We start from the raw sequence: 15,420 nt of genomic DNA on the forward strand, positions 1-15,420 counted from the left end.
CCGTGGTTCGGTACCGGCATGACAGACCTGAACAGGAGACGGTTGTTCGGAGTCGGCGCGGCCGCCGCGGCGGCGCTGACGGCGGCCTGTGCGAGCCGAGGCGGCGGGCCGGCCGCGAGCGGTGCGACCCTGCGCTGGTGGGGCAACAACGGCTGGGAGATCCGGATCGGCGGCAGGAGCGTGCTCATCGATCCGTGGCTGACCCGTTTCCGGACCGGCACGTACGGCAAGGACGGCGCGGACCCGCGGACGCCGCTGTCGGTCGACACCGCGCTGATCGATGCCCATCTCGCCGCCGGGCTGCGCGCCGACCACATCCTGGTCACCCACGGCCACTACGACCATCTCACCGACGTCCCGTACCTCGCGCAGCGCACCGGGGCGACCGTGCTGGGTACCGAGACGCACCTGAATCTGCTTGCCGCGCTAGGAACTCCGGAGTCGCAGCTGGCGCTGGTGACCGGCGGCGAGGACCTCGCCTTCGACGGCTACTCGATCCGGGTACTGCGGTCCCTGCATTCCGAACTCGGCGCGCGCGCCCAGATCCCCTATCCGGGAACACGTCCCGGCCTCGGAGCGGTGAAACTCGAACGGCCGCAGGTGATCAGCGATCTGGTCGAGGGGGGCACGCTGGCCTACCAGGTCACCGGCGGCGGCGTGAGCATGCTGAACTTCGGCGGCGCCAACTACATCGAATCCGAGGTGGCCGGGCTGCGCCCGGACGTGGTGATGCTGCCGACGGGCGGCGCCAAGGTGCGCGACTACGTGACGCGGCTGCTGCGCGCGGTCGGACACCCGAGGTATGTGCTCCCGACGCACTGGGACGATTTCGATTACCCGCTGGCCGAACCCGCCCGCGACGCCGGTGGCCTGGAGCCGCTGCGTGGCGCCGTGGCGGCGGCGAGCCCGGACAGCGAATTCGTCGTGCTGGGACACCTGCAATCCTTCACGCCCTGACCTGCCGGGAGTGTGAACCCGGCCGGAACCGGAAACTGTAGAGGTGTGGGCCGGAAATATCGGCGCCCGGTGCGCTGTTCGGCCTGCACAGAGGACCTCCAACAGGAAGGGCGACCCATGGCGCGGGCGGTCAGGTTCGATCGGTACGGCGATGTCGACGTGCTGGACGTGGTGGAGGTACCGGATCCGAAACCGGGGGCCGGGCAGGTGGTGGTCGCGGTGGTCGCGGCCGGTATCAACCCGGGTGAGTCGAAGATTCGGGCCGGGCTGCTGCACGAGCGCTGGCCGGCGACGTTCCCGTCCGGGCAGGGCAGCGACTTCGCGGGCCGGATCGCCGCCCTCGGCGCGGGGGTGAGCGGTATCGCGGTGGGTGACGAGGTGGTCGGGTTCACCCATCAGCGGGCGAGTCACGCCACGCACGTGGTCGTGCCGGTGGACCAGGTGGCGCCGAAGCCCGCCGGACTGTCGTGGGATGTCGCGGGCGCGTTGTTCGTGGCGGGCACGACGGCGTTCGCGGCGGTGCGCGCGGTGGAGGCGAAGGAGGGCGACACCGTCGCGGTCTCGGCGGCGGCCGGGGGAGTGGGAACCGTTGCGGTGCAACTGCTTCGGGCGCGCGGCGTGACGGTCATCGGCATCGCCGGTCCCGCCAACGCGGACTGGCTGCGGTCGCTCGGCGTGGTTCCGGTCGAGTACGGTGACGGGCTCGCCGAACGCATTCGCGCCGCCGCTCCCGGCGGACTCGACGCCTTTCTCGACTTCCAGGGCACCGGCTATGTGGAACTCGCCCTGGAAGCTCGGCGTGCCGCCGGAGCGCGTCAACACGGTCATCGACTTCCCGGCGGTCGAGAAGTACGGCGTGAAGGCGGAGGGCAACGGCGCCGCCGACACCATCGACGTCGTCGCCGAACTGGCCGAACTGGCCGCCGCCGGGACCCTCACCGTTCCCATCGCCGCCACCTACACCCTGGACCAGGTCCGCGAGGCCTTCCGCGAACTCGAGCGGGGTCACACGCGCGGGAAGATCGTCCTCCATCCGTGAGATAGGCCGTGGGATAGGCGGAGCGTAGGTTCGACGTCGTGCACCTGACCCAGATTCGGCTGCTCGTCTCCGACTTCGACCGCTGCCTCGAGTTCTATCGCGACGTCGTCGGCCTGAAACCCCAGCTCGACCAGCCCGAGCCGCCGTACGTGGCCTTCAAACCCGAACTCGGCAGCAGTCTGTCCCTGCACGACCGCAAGGACCTCGACGCCGCGCTCGGCGGCATCCTGCGCCCGGGAGCGCCGGACTCCGCGCTGGTGTCGCTGCGCGTGGACGACCTCGGCGAGTACCTGACCGAACTCGGTGCCCGCGGCGCCGAAATCGCCGCGGGCCCGGTCGAATTCGACGGCCGGATCCGCTGTGCCTACCTGCGGGACCCGGAAGGCAACCTGATCGAGATCCAGCAGTGGCTGACCACCCGCTCCGGCGAGCCGGTGCCACCCGCGAGCTGACCGGGTTCCCGCGTTCGCGCCCGTCCGTCCGGTCGGACCCTGCCACTACGATCGGGAGGATGATCGCGATCGATACCCCGTACACGGGTCATGTCTCGCCGGGCTCGAATCCGCAGCAACGCGACGTGCCGGGCGCACGCATCGTGAAGATGTCGGTCGGCCCGATGGACAACAACTGTTATCTGGTGCAGGACACCGCCACCGGCGCGGCGCTGCTGATCGACGCGGCCAACGAGGCGGACCGCATTCTCGAGCTGCTCGGCCAGGAGGTTCCCGGGCAGCTGCGGCAGATCGTCACCACCCATCAGCATTTCGACCACTGGCAGGGGCTGGAGAAGGTGGTCGCGGGCACCGGCGTCCCGACTGCCGCTCACGAGCTGGACGCCGAGCCACTGCCGGTCTCGCCGGATCGTCTACTGGCCGAAGGCGAGACGGTCCGCCTGGGCGAGCTGGCGCTGGAGGTGATCCATCTGCGCGGGCACACGCCGGGCTCGGTGGCGCTGGCACTGACCGACGGCGCCGGGCGCACCCACCTGTTCACCGGGGATTCGCTGTTCCCCGGCGGCGTGGGTCGCACCACGTCACCGGCGGACTTCGACTCGCTGTTCGGCGATGTCACCGGCAAGCTGTTCGACCGCTACGGCGACGACACGGCGGTCTACCCCGGTCACGGCGACGACACCACGCTCGGCGCCGAGCGCCCGCAACTGGCCGAGTGGCGTCAGCGCGGTTGGTGAAAACCCGCTGGGTGCAGCACACGTCACACCGCAACCTCGGCGTGATCGAGCACTGGCAGACTCGGGGAATGCCCTCGGCCCCGACCCGTCCCGCGCCCGCCCGCTCGGCCATGCCCGCGCCCCGCACCAGCGGTTCCTCGATACTGCGTTGGGCGCGCCGGCTGATCGCGGGCACGGTGCTGATGGCGGTGGTGGTCGTGGGCGGCACCGCGATCCGGGTGTGGCAGGTGGCCCGCATCGACGATTACTCCCGCGCCGACGCCATCGTCGTGCTGGGCGCGGCGCAGTACGACGGCACCCCGTCGTCGGTGTTCGAGGCGCGGTTACAGCAGGCGCAGAAGCTGTTCGGCCGCGGCGTGGCCCCGCTGGTGATCACCGTCGGCGGAAAACGCACCGGCGACAACTACACCGAGGCCGCCTCCGGCAAGCAGTACCTGGAGAATCAGGGCGTGCCCGCGGACCGGATCCTGGCCGTGGAGACCGGCTCCGACACACTGCAGAGCATCGAGGCCGTCGCCTCCGCGATGCACCAGCGCGAGCTGTCGTCGGCGGTGCTGGTCAGCGATCCGTGGCATTCGCTGCGCACCCGCACCATGACCCGCGACGAGAACCTGCGGGCGTGGACGGCGCCGACCCGCACCGGACCGGCCGTCTACACCCGGGAATCCCAGCTGCACGGCATCGCCCGGGAGACCGTGGCGCTGCTGTGGTACCACCTCACCCATTTCTCCGCGGACTTCAAATACACCGCGGAGCAGTGACTTTCGCAGGAGCAGGCATGAATGGCGACACGGACGCCTACGGTGATCCGGATCGCGAGCGGATGGTCGCCGAGACCTCCGACACCGCGGGACTGAGCTGGTCGCCGGTGCCCGCGCGGCGCAGCGACTACGCGCGCGACCGGGCCCGGGTGCTGCATTCGGCGGCACTGCGCCGGCTCGCCGACAAGACCCAGGTGATGGGTCCGCGCGACGGCGACACACCACGCACCCGGCTCACCCATTCGCTGGAGGTCGCCCAGATCGGCCGCAGCATCGCCGAGGGCCTGGGCTGCGACCCCGACCTGGTCGACCTGGCCGGACTGGCGCACGACATCGGCCATCCGCCCTACGGCCACAACGGCGAACGCGCCCTCGACCAATTCGCCGACGCGCACGGCGGATTCGAGGGCAACGCGCAAAATCTGCGCATCCTCACCCGGCTGGAGCCGAAGGTCTTCGACGACGCCGAGAGTTTCGGGCTCAACCTGACCCGCGCCGCATTGGACGCCACGGTCAAATACCCTTGGGGCAGAACGGCTCCGGGCACGAAATTCGGTGCGTACGACGTGGACCTGCCGCGACTGGACTGGGTGCGCAAGGGCGCGCCCGAACGTCGGCAGTGCCTGGAGTCGCAGGTCATGGACTGGTCCGACGATGTCGCCTACTCGGTGCACGACGTCGAGGACGGGGTGATCGCGGGCCGCATCGATCTGCGCGCCCTCGCCGATCCGAGCGAGCAGCAGGCCCTCGCCGAACTCGGCCGCACCCAGCACCGCACGCTGAGTCTCGACGAACTGGTCGCCGCGGCCGGTCGGCTGTCCGAGCTGCCGGTGATCGCGGCGGCCGCCGAGTACGACGGCACCCTGCGCGCGTCGGTCGCGTTGAAGCGGCTGACCAGCGACCTGGTGGGCCGGTTCGCGACCGCGGCCGTGGAGGCCACCCGCGCGACGTGGGGCGGTCGGCGGCTCTGCCGTTACGGCGCCGACCTGGAGGTTCCGCGGATCGTGGCGGCCGAGGTCGCGATGCTCAAGACGGTCGCGCTGCGCTACGTGATGTCCGACCCGGAGCACAACAAGCGGCAGGCCGCCCAGCGCGAGCAGTTGCTGCTGGTCGCCGAGCATCTGCTGACGTCCGCCCCGCACAGCCTCGACGCCGTGCTGCTGCCCTGGTGGAACGAGGCATCCGACGACACCGCACGCGTTCGGGTGATCGTCGACCAGATCGCCTCCTACACCGAGAGCCGGTTGGAGCGGGTCGCCGCGGGGTTGAGCGGCGGGGCTAGACTCGGTGATCGTGGCCGGAAGACTCCCTGATCGTGACATCGCGGCAATCCGTGAGCGGGTCCGCATCGAGGACGTCGTCGGCGAGTACGTGTCGCTCAAGCGGGCCGGTGCCGATTCGCTGAAAGGGTTGTGCCCGTTCCACGACGAGAAATCACCGTCGTTCCATGTGCGGCCCAACCACAGTCACTTCCACTGCTTCGGCTGCGGAGAGAGCGGCGACGTATTCGCCTTCCTGCAGAAGATCGAGCACATCGGGTTCGTCGAGGCCGTCGAGCAGATGGCCGACCGGCTCAACTACAAGATCAATTACGAGGGCGGCGGCACGTCGGTGCAGCGCGACCGCGGCACCCGCTCCCGACTGGTCGCCGCCAACGCCGCCGCGCACGAGTTCTACGCCGCGCAACTGAACGAGCACGAGGCCGAGACGGCCCGCAAGTACCTCACCGAGCGCAATTTCGACGGCAATGTCGCCCGCCAGTTCGGCTGCGGTTACGCCCCCGGCGGCTGGGACACGCTGACGAAACACTTGCTGCGCAAGGGATTCGAATTCAAGGAGCTGGAGGCGGCCGGGCTGTCGAAGCAGGGTCGGCGCGGCCCCATCGACCGCTTCCACCGCCGATTGCTGTGGCCGATCCGCAACCTCGGCGGCGACATCATCGGTTTCGGCGCGCGCCGCCTGTTCGACGACGACCAGATGACCGCCAAGTACATCAACACCCCGGAAACGGTGCTGTACAAGAAGTCTCAGGTGCTGTTCGGCCTGGACCTGGCGAAGCGGGATATCGCCAAGAGTCACCAGGCGGTCGTGGTCGAGGGCTACACCGATGTGATGGCCATGCATCTGGCGGGTGTGAAGACGGCCGTCGCGTCCTGTGGCACCGCCTTCGGCGACGAGCATCTGTCGGTGCTGCGCCGGTTGCTGATGGACGACAACTTCTGGCGCGGCGAGATCATCTACACCTTCGACGGCGACGAAGCGGGTCAGGCGGCGGCGCTGAAGGCGTTCTCCGGTGATCAGAAACTGGCCGGCCAGACCTATATCGCGGTCGCCCCCGACGGTCAGGATCCGTGCGAGCTACGCCAGCGCTCCGGTGACGGCGCGGTGCGCGATCTGGTGGCGCGCCGGGTTCCCTTGTACGAGTTCGTGATTCGTGGCCTGCTCGCCGAGCACAACCTGGATGCGCCGGAGGGCCAGGTGGACGCGCTGCGGCGCGCGGTGCCGGTGGTGGCGCAGATCAAGGACAACGCGCTGCGCAAGGCGTACGCGACCAAGCTGGCCGGGTGGGTCGGCTGGGACGACATTCAGCTGGTGGTGCGGCGGGTCGGCGACGCCGCCCGGCGCGGGCCCCGCAAGAGTGGCGTTCCGGTCCGTGAATCCGCTTCGGCCGCAACGGTTTCCGAGCATCCCGCGGCACGGCCCAATCCGAACGATCCGGTGCTGGTGCCGCAGCGGCAGGTGCTGGCGGCCGCGCTGCAGTATCCGGCGCTGGCCGGGCCGGTGTTCGATTCGCTCGAGCCGGAGGCGTTCACCCACCCGGCGTTCGTCGCGGTGCGCGCCGCGATCGCGGAGGCCGGCGGCACGGGCGCGGGGCTGGGCGGGTCCGAATGGGTGAGCCGGGTCGCCGATCACACCGACGACCTGACCTTGCGCGCCTTGGTTTCCGAACTGTCCGCCGAGCCCCTGCCGGTGAAGTCGGTCGACGACATCCAACGCTTCGTCACCGGCGTGCTGGCCCGCACCCAGGAGGCCTGGGTGGGCCGCCAGATCGCGGAGCTGAAATCCAAACTGCAGCGGGTCTCCTCCACGGAGCAGCCGGACGCCTACATGGCATTGTTCGGCGACCTCGTCGCGCTCGAGCAGTACCGGAAAAGCCTGCTGGCCCAGGCGATGGGCAACGGCCCCGACTTCGCAGCGGGGTAGTCGCGGAGCTCTAGCTCAGCGGCGGAGCTGGTCCTGGGGGACCAGGATCGTGGTGCGCTCGTCGATCGGTTGCATCGGTTCCAGTTTGGGCTGGGTGCTGAGCTTGTCCGACAGCTTCTGACGGCTGAGCTGGACGAGCTTGCGGGTGACCGGACTGGACGTGATGGCGCGGGTGGTCTTGCTGATCTGCTCGTAGCGGGCTCGCCCGGCCTTGGTGCCGAGCACGTATCCGGCTGCGAGGCCGATGATCAACCGCAGCATTCCTTGGGCTCCTCCCAGTCACTGTCCGCGCCGTACATCCTGCCCGACGCCCCGTTGTGCTGTCGATCCGGCTGCCCCCACGCCCGACGACACCAGCCCCACCATGCCAGAAGGGTCCGACAACTCGCACCGCGCACTCGCCTCGCCGCGCTTATCCGCCCAGCGCGTCGAATACCGTTTCGGCGCGTTCGCGCGAGTTGTACATCTCCCAGGCGGTGTCGGCGATCGGGTCGGGGTCGAGGGTATGTCCTTCGGCGGCACCGTATTTCGCGGGGTCCGCGGTGACCATGGCGTGGATGTCGCCGCGTTCCACCAGGCCGCCGATGGTGAGTGTGCCCGCGTACACGCCGCGGTCGGCCATGGCGGTGTGCAGGGTGAGGGCGTAGTTGCGCAGGGCCGCGGCGGCCAGGGCGAGCTGACCGAGCATCGGCATCGGCCGGACGCTGGACAACCCACCGGCGAACATCAGCCCGCCGCTGCCGCGTTCCAGCATGCCGGGCAGCACGGCCTGCGCGACCTGCACGGCGGGCCAGACCCAGTCGAAGGCCGACTGCGCGGTCGGGATGTCGAGGTCGGTGATCGGGACGATCGACTGCGTGGTCGGTCCCGGGCCGTAATAGGCGAAGTCGATGTCGCCGATCTTCGTGATGTCGGCGAGCGCCTCGGCGAGGCGGTCCCGGTCGGTGACGTCGGCGGTGTGCGCGGTCGCCTCGATGCCGCGGTCCGCGAGATCGGCCAGATAACCGTCGTGCCGGTCCGCGCCGCGCGAGACCACGGCGACCCGGAATCCGGCGCGGCCGAAGCGGCGTGCCATCGACATGCCGAGGCCGGGGCCGACCCCGATGATCGCGGCGACGGGTGTGCTCATGGTTGTTCCTCCAGAATATTGAGGGGTGCCTCATTTTCAATCGAAGGCTAGCACTAGATTGAGGGAGCCCTCAAGTTTGTAGACTGAGCCGGTGACGAAACCGATGCGCCGCGACGCGGCCCGCAACCGTGATCGGTTGCTGCAGGAGGCCGCCGGTGTGTTCACCGAGCAGGGCTTGGCGGCGTCGCTGGAGGAGATCGCGCGCCGGGCCGGGGTCAGCATCGGCACCCTCTACAACCATTTCCCCACCCGTGACGCGCTCGTCGACGCCCTACTTCCGCCCCGGCTGAACGCCCTCGACGAGTTCGCCGAACAGGCTGCGGCCGAACCCGATCCGTGGCTCGCGTTCGCCGGCTTCGTGGAGCGGATGCTGACCCAGCTCACGACCGACCGCGGTCTGCTCGAGGCTTTCACCGGCGACCATCCGGCTGCCGCTCGGCTGGCCGAGGCCTGCGCGCGGGGGATGACGCACTTCTCGGCGGTCCTCGACCGTGCCCGGCGCGCCGGGGTGATCCGCGCCGATGCCACCGATCAGAATGTGGTGCATCTGGTTTGGGCATTGTCGCTGCTCGGTGAGAACACCGGGGCGTCGGCATGGCGGGAGTCGCTGCCGTTCGTCCTCGACGGGTTGCGCGCCGGCCGTCGGTGACTCGGACTGGCTACGATGACGGCGGTGTCCCCGAGGCGAAAGCGAGGAGCGGGTGCTGGGTGACGAGCCGGTGACCAGCGCCTACGCGCGGAATGCGGAATATTGGATCGAGATCGTGCGCGAGCGGCTCGATCCGTATCAGGCCCGCCTGACCGACCCGGCGTTGCTCGAATTACTCGGTGACTGTGGCGGGTCGACCGTTCTCGACGCCGGGTGCGGCGAGGGCTATCTGTCTCGCGAACTGGTCCGGCGCGGCGCCGCGCACGTGTACGGGGTCGATGCCTGCGAGGAGTTCATCGTCGCCGCGCGCACCCATCCCGACCATCGGCCCGACTCGTCGACTTTCCGGCACGCCGACGTGGCGGCATTACCGTTGGCGGACAACAGTATCGACGTGATCATCGCGAACCGCCTGCCGAACGGGATCGCCGGGCCCGAGCGGCGTTTCGCCGAGTTCGCCCGGGTGCTGCGGCCGTCGGGACGGATGCTGCTGCTGGGCATGCACCCGTGCTTCTACGCCGCCAGGACCGAACGCGGCAGCGCCGGAACCGGTTTCGCGGTCGACGCCTACTTCGGTGTGCGCACCGTGGAACAACGGTTCGAGGTAGCGGGGAGGGTTTCGCCCGCGCCGTCGGTCCAGAGCTTCTATTCGCTGGAGGCGTATCTGGGCATGATCACCGCGGCGGGATTCGCGATCACGCGGCTGCTGGAGCCGCACCCGACCGACGAACTGCGGGAGCAGGATCCGTGGTGGGACGAGCACTTCGTCCGCCCGCTGTTCCTTCTGTTGGAGTGTGTGCCGTACCGGACGTGACGGTCGTCGGCGACTCCGTTCAGCACCGACAGGAGTGTGAATGAGGCTGCACCGCAATGTGTTCCGTGGAAAGGTGGGCTGGGCGGTCCTTGCCGCCGCAATCGTGGCCGCCGGGCTCGTCGTGCTGCCCCGGATCTCCGGTGCGCGACCGCCGTTCGATCCGGCATCGGTGCCGGGTACCCAGGTGGTGTGGGTCACCGCGGCGCAGGGCGCCGATCGCGGCACGCTCGAACTGTGGGAGCGCGGTGGTTCCGGAAAGTGGGAGCGCACCCTCGCGACACCGGCATGGGTTGGTAAGCAAGGGATTTCGGATCGAGCCGCCGAGGGGTCGGCGTATACGCCGGAAGGCATCTTCACCTTGACCGAAGGCTTCGGCCGGTCACCGGTGGAATCGAAGCTGCCGTACCTGCCGGTCGACTCCTCGAATACCTGGTGGTGGGTCTCCGATCCGGCGAGCCCGCTGTACAACCGGAGTTATCGGTGTGCCGAGGCGGAGTGCCCGTTCGATACCCGGGCGGCGGAGAATCTGGGCAGAACCGTGCCGCAGTACGACTACGCCCTGGTCATCGACTACAACCGCGATCCGGTTGTGGCGGGTAGGGGATCGGCGTTCTTCGTCCACGTCGAGGCGGGGGCGGCGACCGCGGGATGTGTCGCGGTCGCCGCGGAGGTGATGCGGTCCCTGCTCGGCGCCTTGCAGCCCTCGCGGCGACCGGTCATCGGAATGTATTCGAGCTGAACGGGTTTCATGTCCGGCCGACTCCGGAGCGGAGCCTAGCGGCTGCCGTACGGGTTGTGCGGGCGGTAGGGGCCACCCGGGTAGCCGTATCGGTCCAGGTAGGGCGACCGGCGCCGGGTCTGCGAGTCGGTGCCGCCGGCATCGCCGAAGCCGGTGCCGTTGGCGTTGCTGCCGTAGTTTTCCCGAGTGCCGCCGTTGCGGGTGCCCGAGTGGTTCTCGCTGTTGCCCGAGGTCGAGCCGCCGGGCGCCGCGAACGCCGCCGGTGCGACGGTAGCCGGGACCACCGTCAGGGCGCCCACGATCAGGGTTCCGGCGATTATCCGATGTGCTGTGCTCATCGCTGTGTCCTTCATGAGTGCGGCGAGGCTCCGGCCGGGCGCCGTGTTGCACCTGACTAATGTGCCGCCATTTGATGGTACATAGAGTCGAGGTGAGAAGGAAGGGGTTTTTGTGGGCTATGCGGGGGAGTCGGGTGGGAAGGGTAGACGCGCTAGCGGTTTGCGCCACCAGATCGTGGTACGTCACGGAGCGGTCCGTCGGTGGCCTGCTGTAGCGCAAGGGGCCGTGGTTGCCGGATGCGCGGGCTCTGCGCTGAGGTGGGCGAAATGCCTTGCGTTGCAAAGCTTCCTGGCGGAATTCAATGTGAACTGAGTCGAAAAATGTTGCGGCAGAGAGGCTTATGCCTCGCGTCGACACGCTGTTGAGGGCGAGTATTACTCACCATGCCGCACTCGCCGTGTGGGACTGCGAACCTAACGGTCGTGCGGCAGGATCCGCAATGTCGCGACCACTCCCACGGTGACCGCGGCCGTAGCGATCGCGGTGGTGGGTGCGGAGCGTGTCATTACGCCGATTCCGAGCAGTGCAATCAAACAGATCATCGCAGCCAGAATCGCTGATCCGCTGTTCACCCCCGCCAATCGCGCGAGTGAGTGCTTCATGGCTGTCATAGAGAGGGTGTACCCGGGAGGGCGGTTATCGAAACGTTATCTTCGGTACCGGACCGTCGGCTGTTCGCGCGGAGTCCAGAATTATGTTCTGCCACAAGGCGTTTGCCTCCGTCGACGAGTTGCGTCCATCGAAAGATTTGTGGCGGTACAACTTACGTCGCACGGATCGTATCGACCGATCGGATCTGTTTGTCGCTGTCGTGCACGGGTACCCACCGATTTAGGGCGGCGAGGTCGGCTTCCGTAGCAGTGAGATCCGGCATCGTCATCATTCCGATGTGGCGGGGAGAGTGGGTCCGGATGGATGATCTGCAACGCAGGATTCTGACGACTGTCCAGCACGCTCGGCGCGGACTGGACGAGGCCGACGCGCGGCTGATGGAGCGTCGGGCGGTGGATCTGCGTGCCGAGATCGACGACGCCGACTACGGCCCGGCCGACCGCCTCCGGCTCATCGCCTGCTGTTCCGAGGCGCAGGCGACCGCGCGCTGGGTGCTCGGCCGGCCGAGCACGACGCTGCCGCCCATGCGCGGCCCCTCGAACCGTGGCCGTCGGTATCGGTGGCCCAGTTACGATCGCGGACTTCGCGCGGGCAGGTAAGGCCGTTTCCCGAGGTAGCCGGATTCCGGCGCACACCGGCGCATGTGCGACGTTCGCGGTTTACTTGTCGGTGGCGTATGGCACGATTTGCTAGGTGACCAGCAAACCATCTCCTCGGCAGCACCTCCGCGATCTCGCGCTGCTGCGCCGGGTTCGCGACCGGATCGACCGGGAGTACGCGCAACCGTTGGATGTGGAGGCGCTGGCCCGCGGGGTGAATATGTCGGCCGGGCATCTGAGCCGCCAGTTCCGGCTCGCCTACGGCGAATCGCCGTACTCCTACCTCATGACCCGGCGCATCGAGCGCGCCATGGCGTTGCTACGCCGCGGCGATCTCAGCGTCACGGAGGTCTGTTTCGAGGTCGGCTGCTCCTCGCTCGGCACGTTCAGCACCCGCTTCACCGAATTGGTGGGCATGCCGCCCAGTACCTACCGCCGTGAGGCGGCGGAGGCGACCGTGGGCATGCCGTCCTGCGTGGCCAAGCAGGTCACCAGACCGATCAGGAATCGAGAAGCTCCGGTCAGCACGTCGCAGCTAGCGTGATTGCCATGGACATCACCATCAATCACAGCTACCTGCCGCAAGACGACCCCGAAGCCGCGCTGGCCTTCTACCGCGACGTGCTCGGCTTCGAACTCCGCAACGACGTCGGCTACAACGGGCTGCGCTGGCTCACCGTCGGCCCGCCGAACCAGCCCGACGTGTCCATCGTCCTGTACCCGCCGGGCGCCACTCCGGGCCAGACCGACGACGAGCGCCGCGCGATCGCCGAGATGATGGCCAAGGGCACCTACGCCAGCATCAACCTGGGCACCAAGGATCTCGACGGCGCGTTCGAGCGCCTGCAGACCGGTGACGCCGAAGTGATCCAGGAGCCGACCGAGCAGCCGTACGGGATTCGCGACTTCGCCGTTCGGGACCCCGCGGGCAATATGGTCCGTGTCCAGGAACTGCCCTGAGCAGCCGGACCGGCCCCAGCAAGAAAGAGGCACCATGACCAAGGCCACCACGACGGAGGCGAGACCGTCTGCGCCGAGCGCCGCCGACAGCCACGAGTTGATTCGCGTGCACGGCGCGCGGGTGAACAATCTGCGGGATATCAGCGTCGAGATCCCCAAGCGTCGGCTCACGGTGTTCACCGGCGTATCCGGTTCGGGCAAGAGTTCGCTGGTGTTCAGCACGATCGCCGCGGAGTCGCAGCGGCTGATCAACGAGACCTACAGCGCGTTCGTACAGGGTTTCATGCCGACGCTGGCGCGTCCCGATGTCGATGTGCTCGAGGGGCTGACCACGGCGATCATCGTCGACCAGGAGCGGATGGGTTCGGACCCGCGCTCCACGGTCGGCACCGCCACCGATGCCAATGCCATGCTGCGCATCCTGTTCAGCCGGCTGGGGCAGCCGCACATCGGGTCGCCGCAGGCGTTCTCCTTCAACGTGGCCTCCATCAGTGGCGCCGGGGCGGTGACCGTGGAGCGCAACGGGGCCCAGGTGAAGGAGCGGCGTGAGTTCAGCATCACCGGCGGCATGTGCCCGCGCTGTGAGGGCCGCGGCTCGGTCAACGACATCGACCTGACCCAGCTCTACGACGAGAACAAGTCGCTCAACGAGGGTGCGCTCACCATCCCCGGCTACAGCATGGACGGCTGGTACGGCCGCATCTTCACCGGCTGCGGCTTCTTCGATCCGGACAAGCCGATCAAGAAGTACACCAAGAAGCAGCTCAACGACCTGCTCCACAAGGAGCCGACCAAGATCAAGGTCGATGGCATCAACCTCACCTACGAGGGCCTGATCCCGCGGATCCGCAAGTCGATGCTGTCCAAGGATGTCGACGCGCTGCAGCCGCACATCCGCGCCTTCGTGGAGCGCGCGGTCACCTTCCAGGTCTGCCCCGAGTGCGGCGGCACCCGGCTCAGCGAGGCGGCGCGGTCCTCGAAGATCGCCGGGGTCAGCATCGCCGACGCCTGCTCGATGCAGATCACCGACCTCGCCGAATGGGTTGCCGGGCTGGACGAGCCGTCGGTGGCGCCGCTACTGGACTCGCTGCGGCACACCCTCGACTCGTTCGTCGAGATCGGCCTGGGCTACCTCTCGCTCGAGCGGCCGGCGGGCACCCTGTCCGGCGGTGAGGCGCAGCGGGTGAAGATGATCCGGCACCTCGGCTCCTCGCTCACCGATGTCACCTACGTCTTCGACGAGCCGACCGCGGGTCTGCATCCGCACGACATCCAGCGGATGAACGACCTGCTCCTGCGGTTGCGGGACAAGGGCAATACGGTGCTGGTCGTCGAGCACAAGCCGGAGACCATCGTGATCGCCGACCACGTCGTGGACCTCGGTCCCGGCGCGGGCGCGGGCGGCGGCACCGTCTGCTTCGAGGGCACCGTCGAGAAGCTGCGCACCAGCGGCACCATCACCGGCCGTCATTTCGACGACCGCGCGGGTCTGAAGAAGTCGGTGCGAGAGTCGACCGGCGCCTTGGAGATTCGCGGCGCGAACGCGAACAACCTGCAGGACGTGAACGTCGACGTGCCGCTCGGCGTGCTCTGCGTCGTGACCGGGGTCGCGGGTTCGGGCAAGAGTTCGCTGATCCACGGTTCCGTCCCGGCCGCGGCGGGAGTGGTGTCGGTCGACCAGACTCCCATCCGCGGCTCGCGGCGCAGCAACCCGGCGACGTACACGGGCCTGCTCGACCCGGTCCGCAAGGCGTTCGCCAAGGCCAACGGCGTGAAGCCGGCGCTGTTCAGCGCGAACTCCGAGGGCGCCTGCCCCAACTGCAACGGTGCCGGTGTGGTCTACACCGACCTGGCGATGATGGCGGGGATCGCCACCACCTGCGAGGTCTGCGAGGGCAAACGGTTCCAGGCCGCGGTGCTCGATTACCACCTGGGCGGCCGCAATATCGCCGAGGTGCTCGCCATGTCTGTGGACGAGGCCGAGCGGTACTTCGCCGACGGCGAGGCGCGCACACCGGCCGCGCACAAGATCCTGGAACGGCTCGCCGATGTCGGCCTCGGCTACCTCACCATCGGCCAGCCGCTCACCACACTGTCCGGCGGCGAGCGGCAGCGGCTCAAGCTGGCCACCCATATGGGCGACAAGGGCGGCATCTACGTTCTCGACGAGCCCACCACGGGCCTGCACCTGGCCGACGTCGAGCAGTTGCTCGGCCTGCTCGACCGCCTGGTGGAGTCCGGCAAGTCGGTCATCGTGATCGAACATCACCAGGCCGTCATGGCGCATGCCGACTGGATCATCGACCTCGGCCCCGGCGCCGGTCACGACGGCGGGCGCGTGGTGTTCGAAGGCACCCCCGCCGATTTGGTCGCCGACCACACCACCCTGACCGGCAAACATCTGGCCGCCTACGTCGGCGGCTGAGCCG

General features: G+C 68.5%; 16 protein-coding genes and 1 pseudogene. 14 read left to right on the plus strand and 3 right to left on the minus strand.

Going from position 1 to position 15,420, the window contains the following annotated elements; translation table 11 throughout:
* Positions 1-18: 18 nt before the first annotated feature.
* The 7 genes and pseudogenes from ACFMRZ_RS31660 (at position 19) to dnaG (ending at position 7,150) form a co-directional block, all read left to right on the plus strand.
* Positions 19-957, plus strand: a complete 939-nt coding sequence (locus ACFMRZ_RS31660; protein ID WP_400181890.1) for an MBL fold metallo-hydrolase — start codon at positions 19-21, stop codon at positions 955-957.
* Positions 958-1,074: 117 nt separating this feature from the next.
* Positions 1,075-1,996 (plus strand): annotated as a pseudogene (locus tag ACFMRZ_RS31665) (NADP-dependent oxidoreductase).
* Positions 1,997-2,034: 38 nt separating this feature from the next.
* Positions 2,035-2,448: a VOC family protein gene (locus ACFMRZ_RS31670; protein ID WP_400181891.1), complete on the plus strand. Its 414-nt coding sequence runs from the start codon at positions 2,035-2,037 to the stop codon at positions 2,446-2,448.
* Between the two features lie 59 nt (positions 2,449-2,507).
* Positions 2,508-3,185, plus strand: a complete 678-nt coding sequence (locus ACFMRZ_RS31675; RefSeq protein ID WP_400181893.1) for an MBL fold metallo-hydrolase — start codon at positions 2,508-2,510, stop codon at positions 3,183-3,185.
* 68 nt (positions 3,186-3,253) lie between these two features.
* Positions 3,254-3,946: a YdcF family protein gene (locus tag ACFMRZ_RS31680; RefSeq protein WP_400181894.1), complete on the plus strand. Its 693-nt coding sequence runs from the start codon at positions 3,254-3,256 to the stop codon at positions 3,944-3,946.
* 17 nt (positions 3,947-3,963) lie between these two features.
* Entirely contained in the window at positions 3,964-5,259 is a 1,296-nt protein-coding gene (locus ACFMRZ_RS31685; protein WP_280270208.1) for a deoxyguanosinetriphosphate triphosphohydrolase, read from the plus strand.
* Entirely contained in the window at positions 5,240-7,150 is a 1,911-nt protein-coding gene (gene dnaG / locus ACFMRZ_RS31690; RefSeq protein ID WP_400181895.1) for a DNA primase, read from the plus strand. The genes ACFMRZ_RS31685 and dnaG overlap by 20 nt, the downstream gene beginning before the upstream one ends.
* A 15-nt stretch (positions 7,151-7,165) precedes the next feature.
* Here the strand turns inward: dnaG and ACFMRZ_RS31695 are convergent, their stop codons facing one another.
* Complete coding sequence (locus ACFMRZ_RS31695) at positions 7,166-7,411, minus strand: hypothetical protein (protein WP_280270206.1); 246 nt, start codon at positions 7,409-7,411, stop codon at positions 7,166-7,168.
* Between the two features lie 151 nt (positions 7,412-7,562).
* Complete coding sequence (locus ACFMRZ_RS31700) at positions 7,563-8,279, minus strand: SDR family NAD(P)-dependent oxidoreductase (protein ID WP_400181896.1); 717 nt, start codon at positions 8,277-8,279, stop codon at positions 7,563-7,565.
* Positions 8,280-8,370: 91 nt separating this feature from the next.
* Here ACFMRZ_RS31700 and ACFMRZ_RS31705 point away from each other — a divergent pair, with 91 nt between their 5' ends.
* Genes ACFMRZ_RS31705 through ACFMRZ_RS31715 form a run of 3 tightly spaced genes read left to right on the plus strand, consistent with a single transcriptional unit; the run spans position 8,371 to position 10,481 of the window.
* Positions 8,371-8,928: a TetR/AcrR family transcriptional regulator gene (locus tag ACFMRZ_RS31705; protein WP_400181897.1), complete on the plus strand. Its 558-nt coding sequence runs from the start codon at positions 8,371-8,373 to the stop codon at positions 8,926-8,928.
* Positions 8,929-8,980: 52 nt separating this feature from the next.
* Positions 8,981-9,742, plus strand: a complete 762-nt coding sequence (locus tag ACFMRZ_RS31710) for a class I SAM-dependent methyltransferase (protein ID WP_400181899.1) — start codon at positions 8,981-8,983, stop codon at positions 9,740-9,742.
* Between the two features lie 40 nt (positions 9,743-9,782).
* Positions 9,783-10,481 (plus strand): L,D-transpeptidase, encoded by a 699-nt coding sequence (locus ACFMRZ_RS31715; RefSeq protein WP_400181900.1) that lies wholly within the window; start codon positions 9,783-9,785, stop codon positions 10,479-10,481.
* Between the two features lie 35 nt (positions 10,482-10,516).
* Here the strand turns inward: ACFMRZ_RS31715 and ACFMRZ_RS31720 are convergent, their stop codons facing one another.
* On the minus strand, positions 10,517-10,819 hold the full coding sequence (locus ACFMRZ_RS31720; RefSeq protein WP_280271959.1) for a hypothetical protein: 303 nt from the start codon (positions 10,817-10,819) through the stop codon (positions 10,517-10,519).
* A gap of 912 nt (positions 10,820-11,731) precedes the next feature.
* Between ACFMRZ_RS31720 and ACFMRZ_RS31725 the strand changes: the two genes are divergently transcribed.
* From ACFMRZ_RS31725 to ACFMRZ_RS31740, 4 genes are all read left to right on the plus strand, one after another.
* Positions 11,732-12,031, plus strand: a complete 300-nt coding sequence (locus tag ACFMRZ_RS31725) for a hypothetical protein (RefSeq protein ID WP_280271957.1) — start codon at positions 11,732-11,734, stop codon at positions 12,029-12,031.
* Between the two features lie 94 nt (positions 12,032-12,125).
* Positions 12,126-12,575, plus strand: a complete 450-nt coding sequence (locus tag ACFMRZ_RS31730) for a helix-turn-helix transcriptional regulator (protein WP_400181901.1) — start codon at positions 12,126-12,128, stop codon at positions 12,573-12,575.
* 5 nt (positions 12,576-12,580) lie between these two features.
* Positions 12,581-12,991, plus strand: coding sequence for a VOC family protein (locus ACFMRZ_RS31735; RefSeq protein ID WP_400181903.1), 411 nt, complete (start codon positions 12,581-12,583; stop codon positions 12,989-12,991).
* A gap of 34 nt (positions 12,992-13,025) precedes the next feature.
* A complete protein-coding gene (locus tag ACFMRZ_RS31740) occupies positions 13,026-15,416 on the plus strand; it encodes an ATP-binding cassette domain-containing protein (RefSeq protein WP_400181904.1) in 2,391 nt (796 codons plus the stop codon).
* The last annotated feature ends 4 nt before the right edge of the window (positions 15,417-15,420 follow it).

This window comes from Nocardia sp. N2S4-5 (assembly GCF_044628355.1).
Classification (GTDB): Bacteria; Actinomycetota; Actinomycetes; order Mycobacteriales; family Mycobacteriaceae; genus Nocardia; species Nocardia wallacei_B.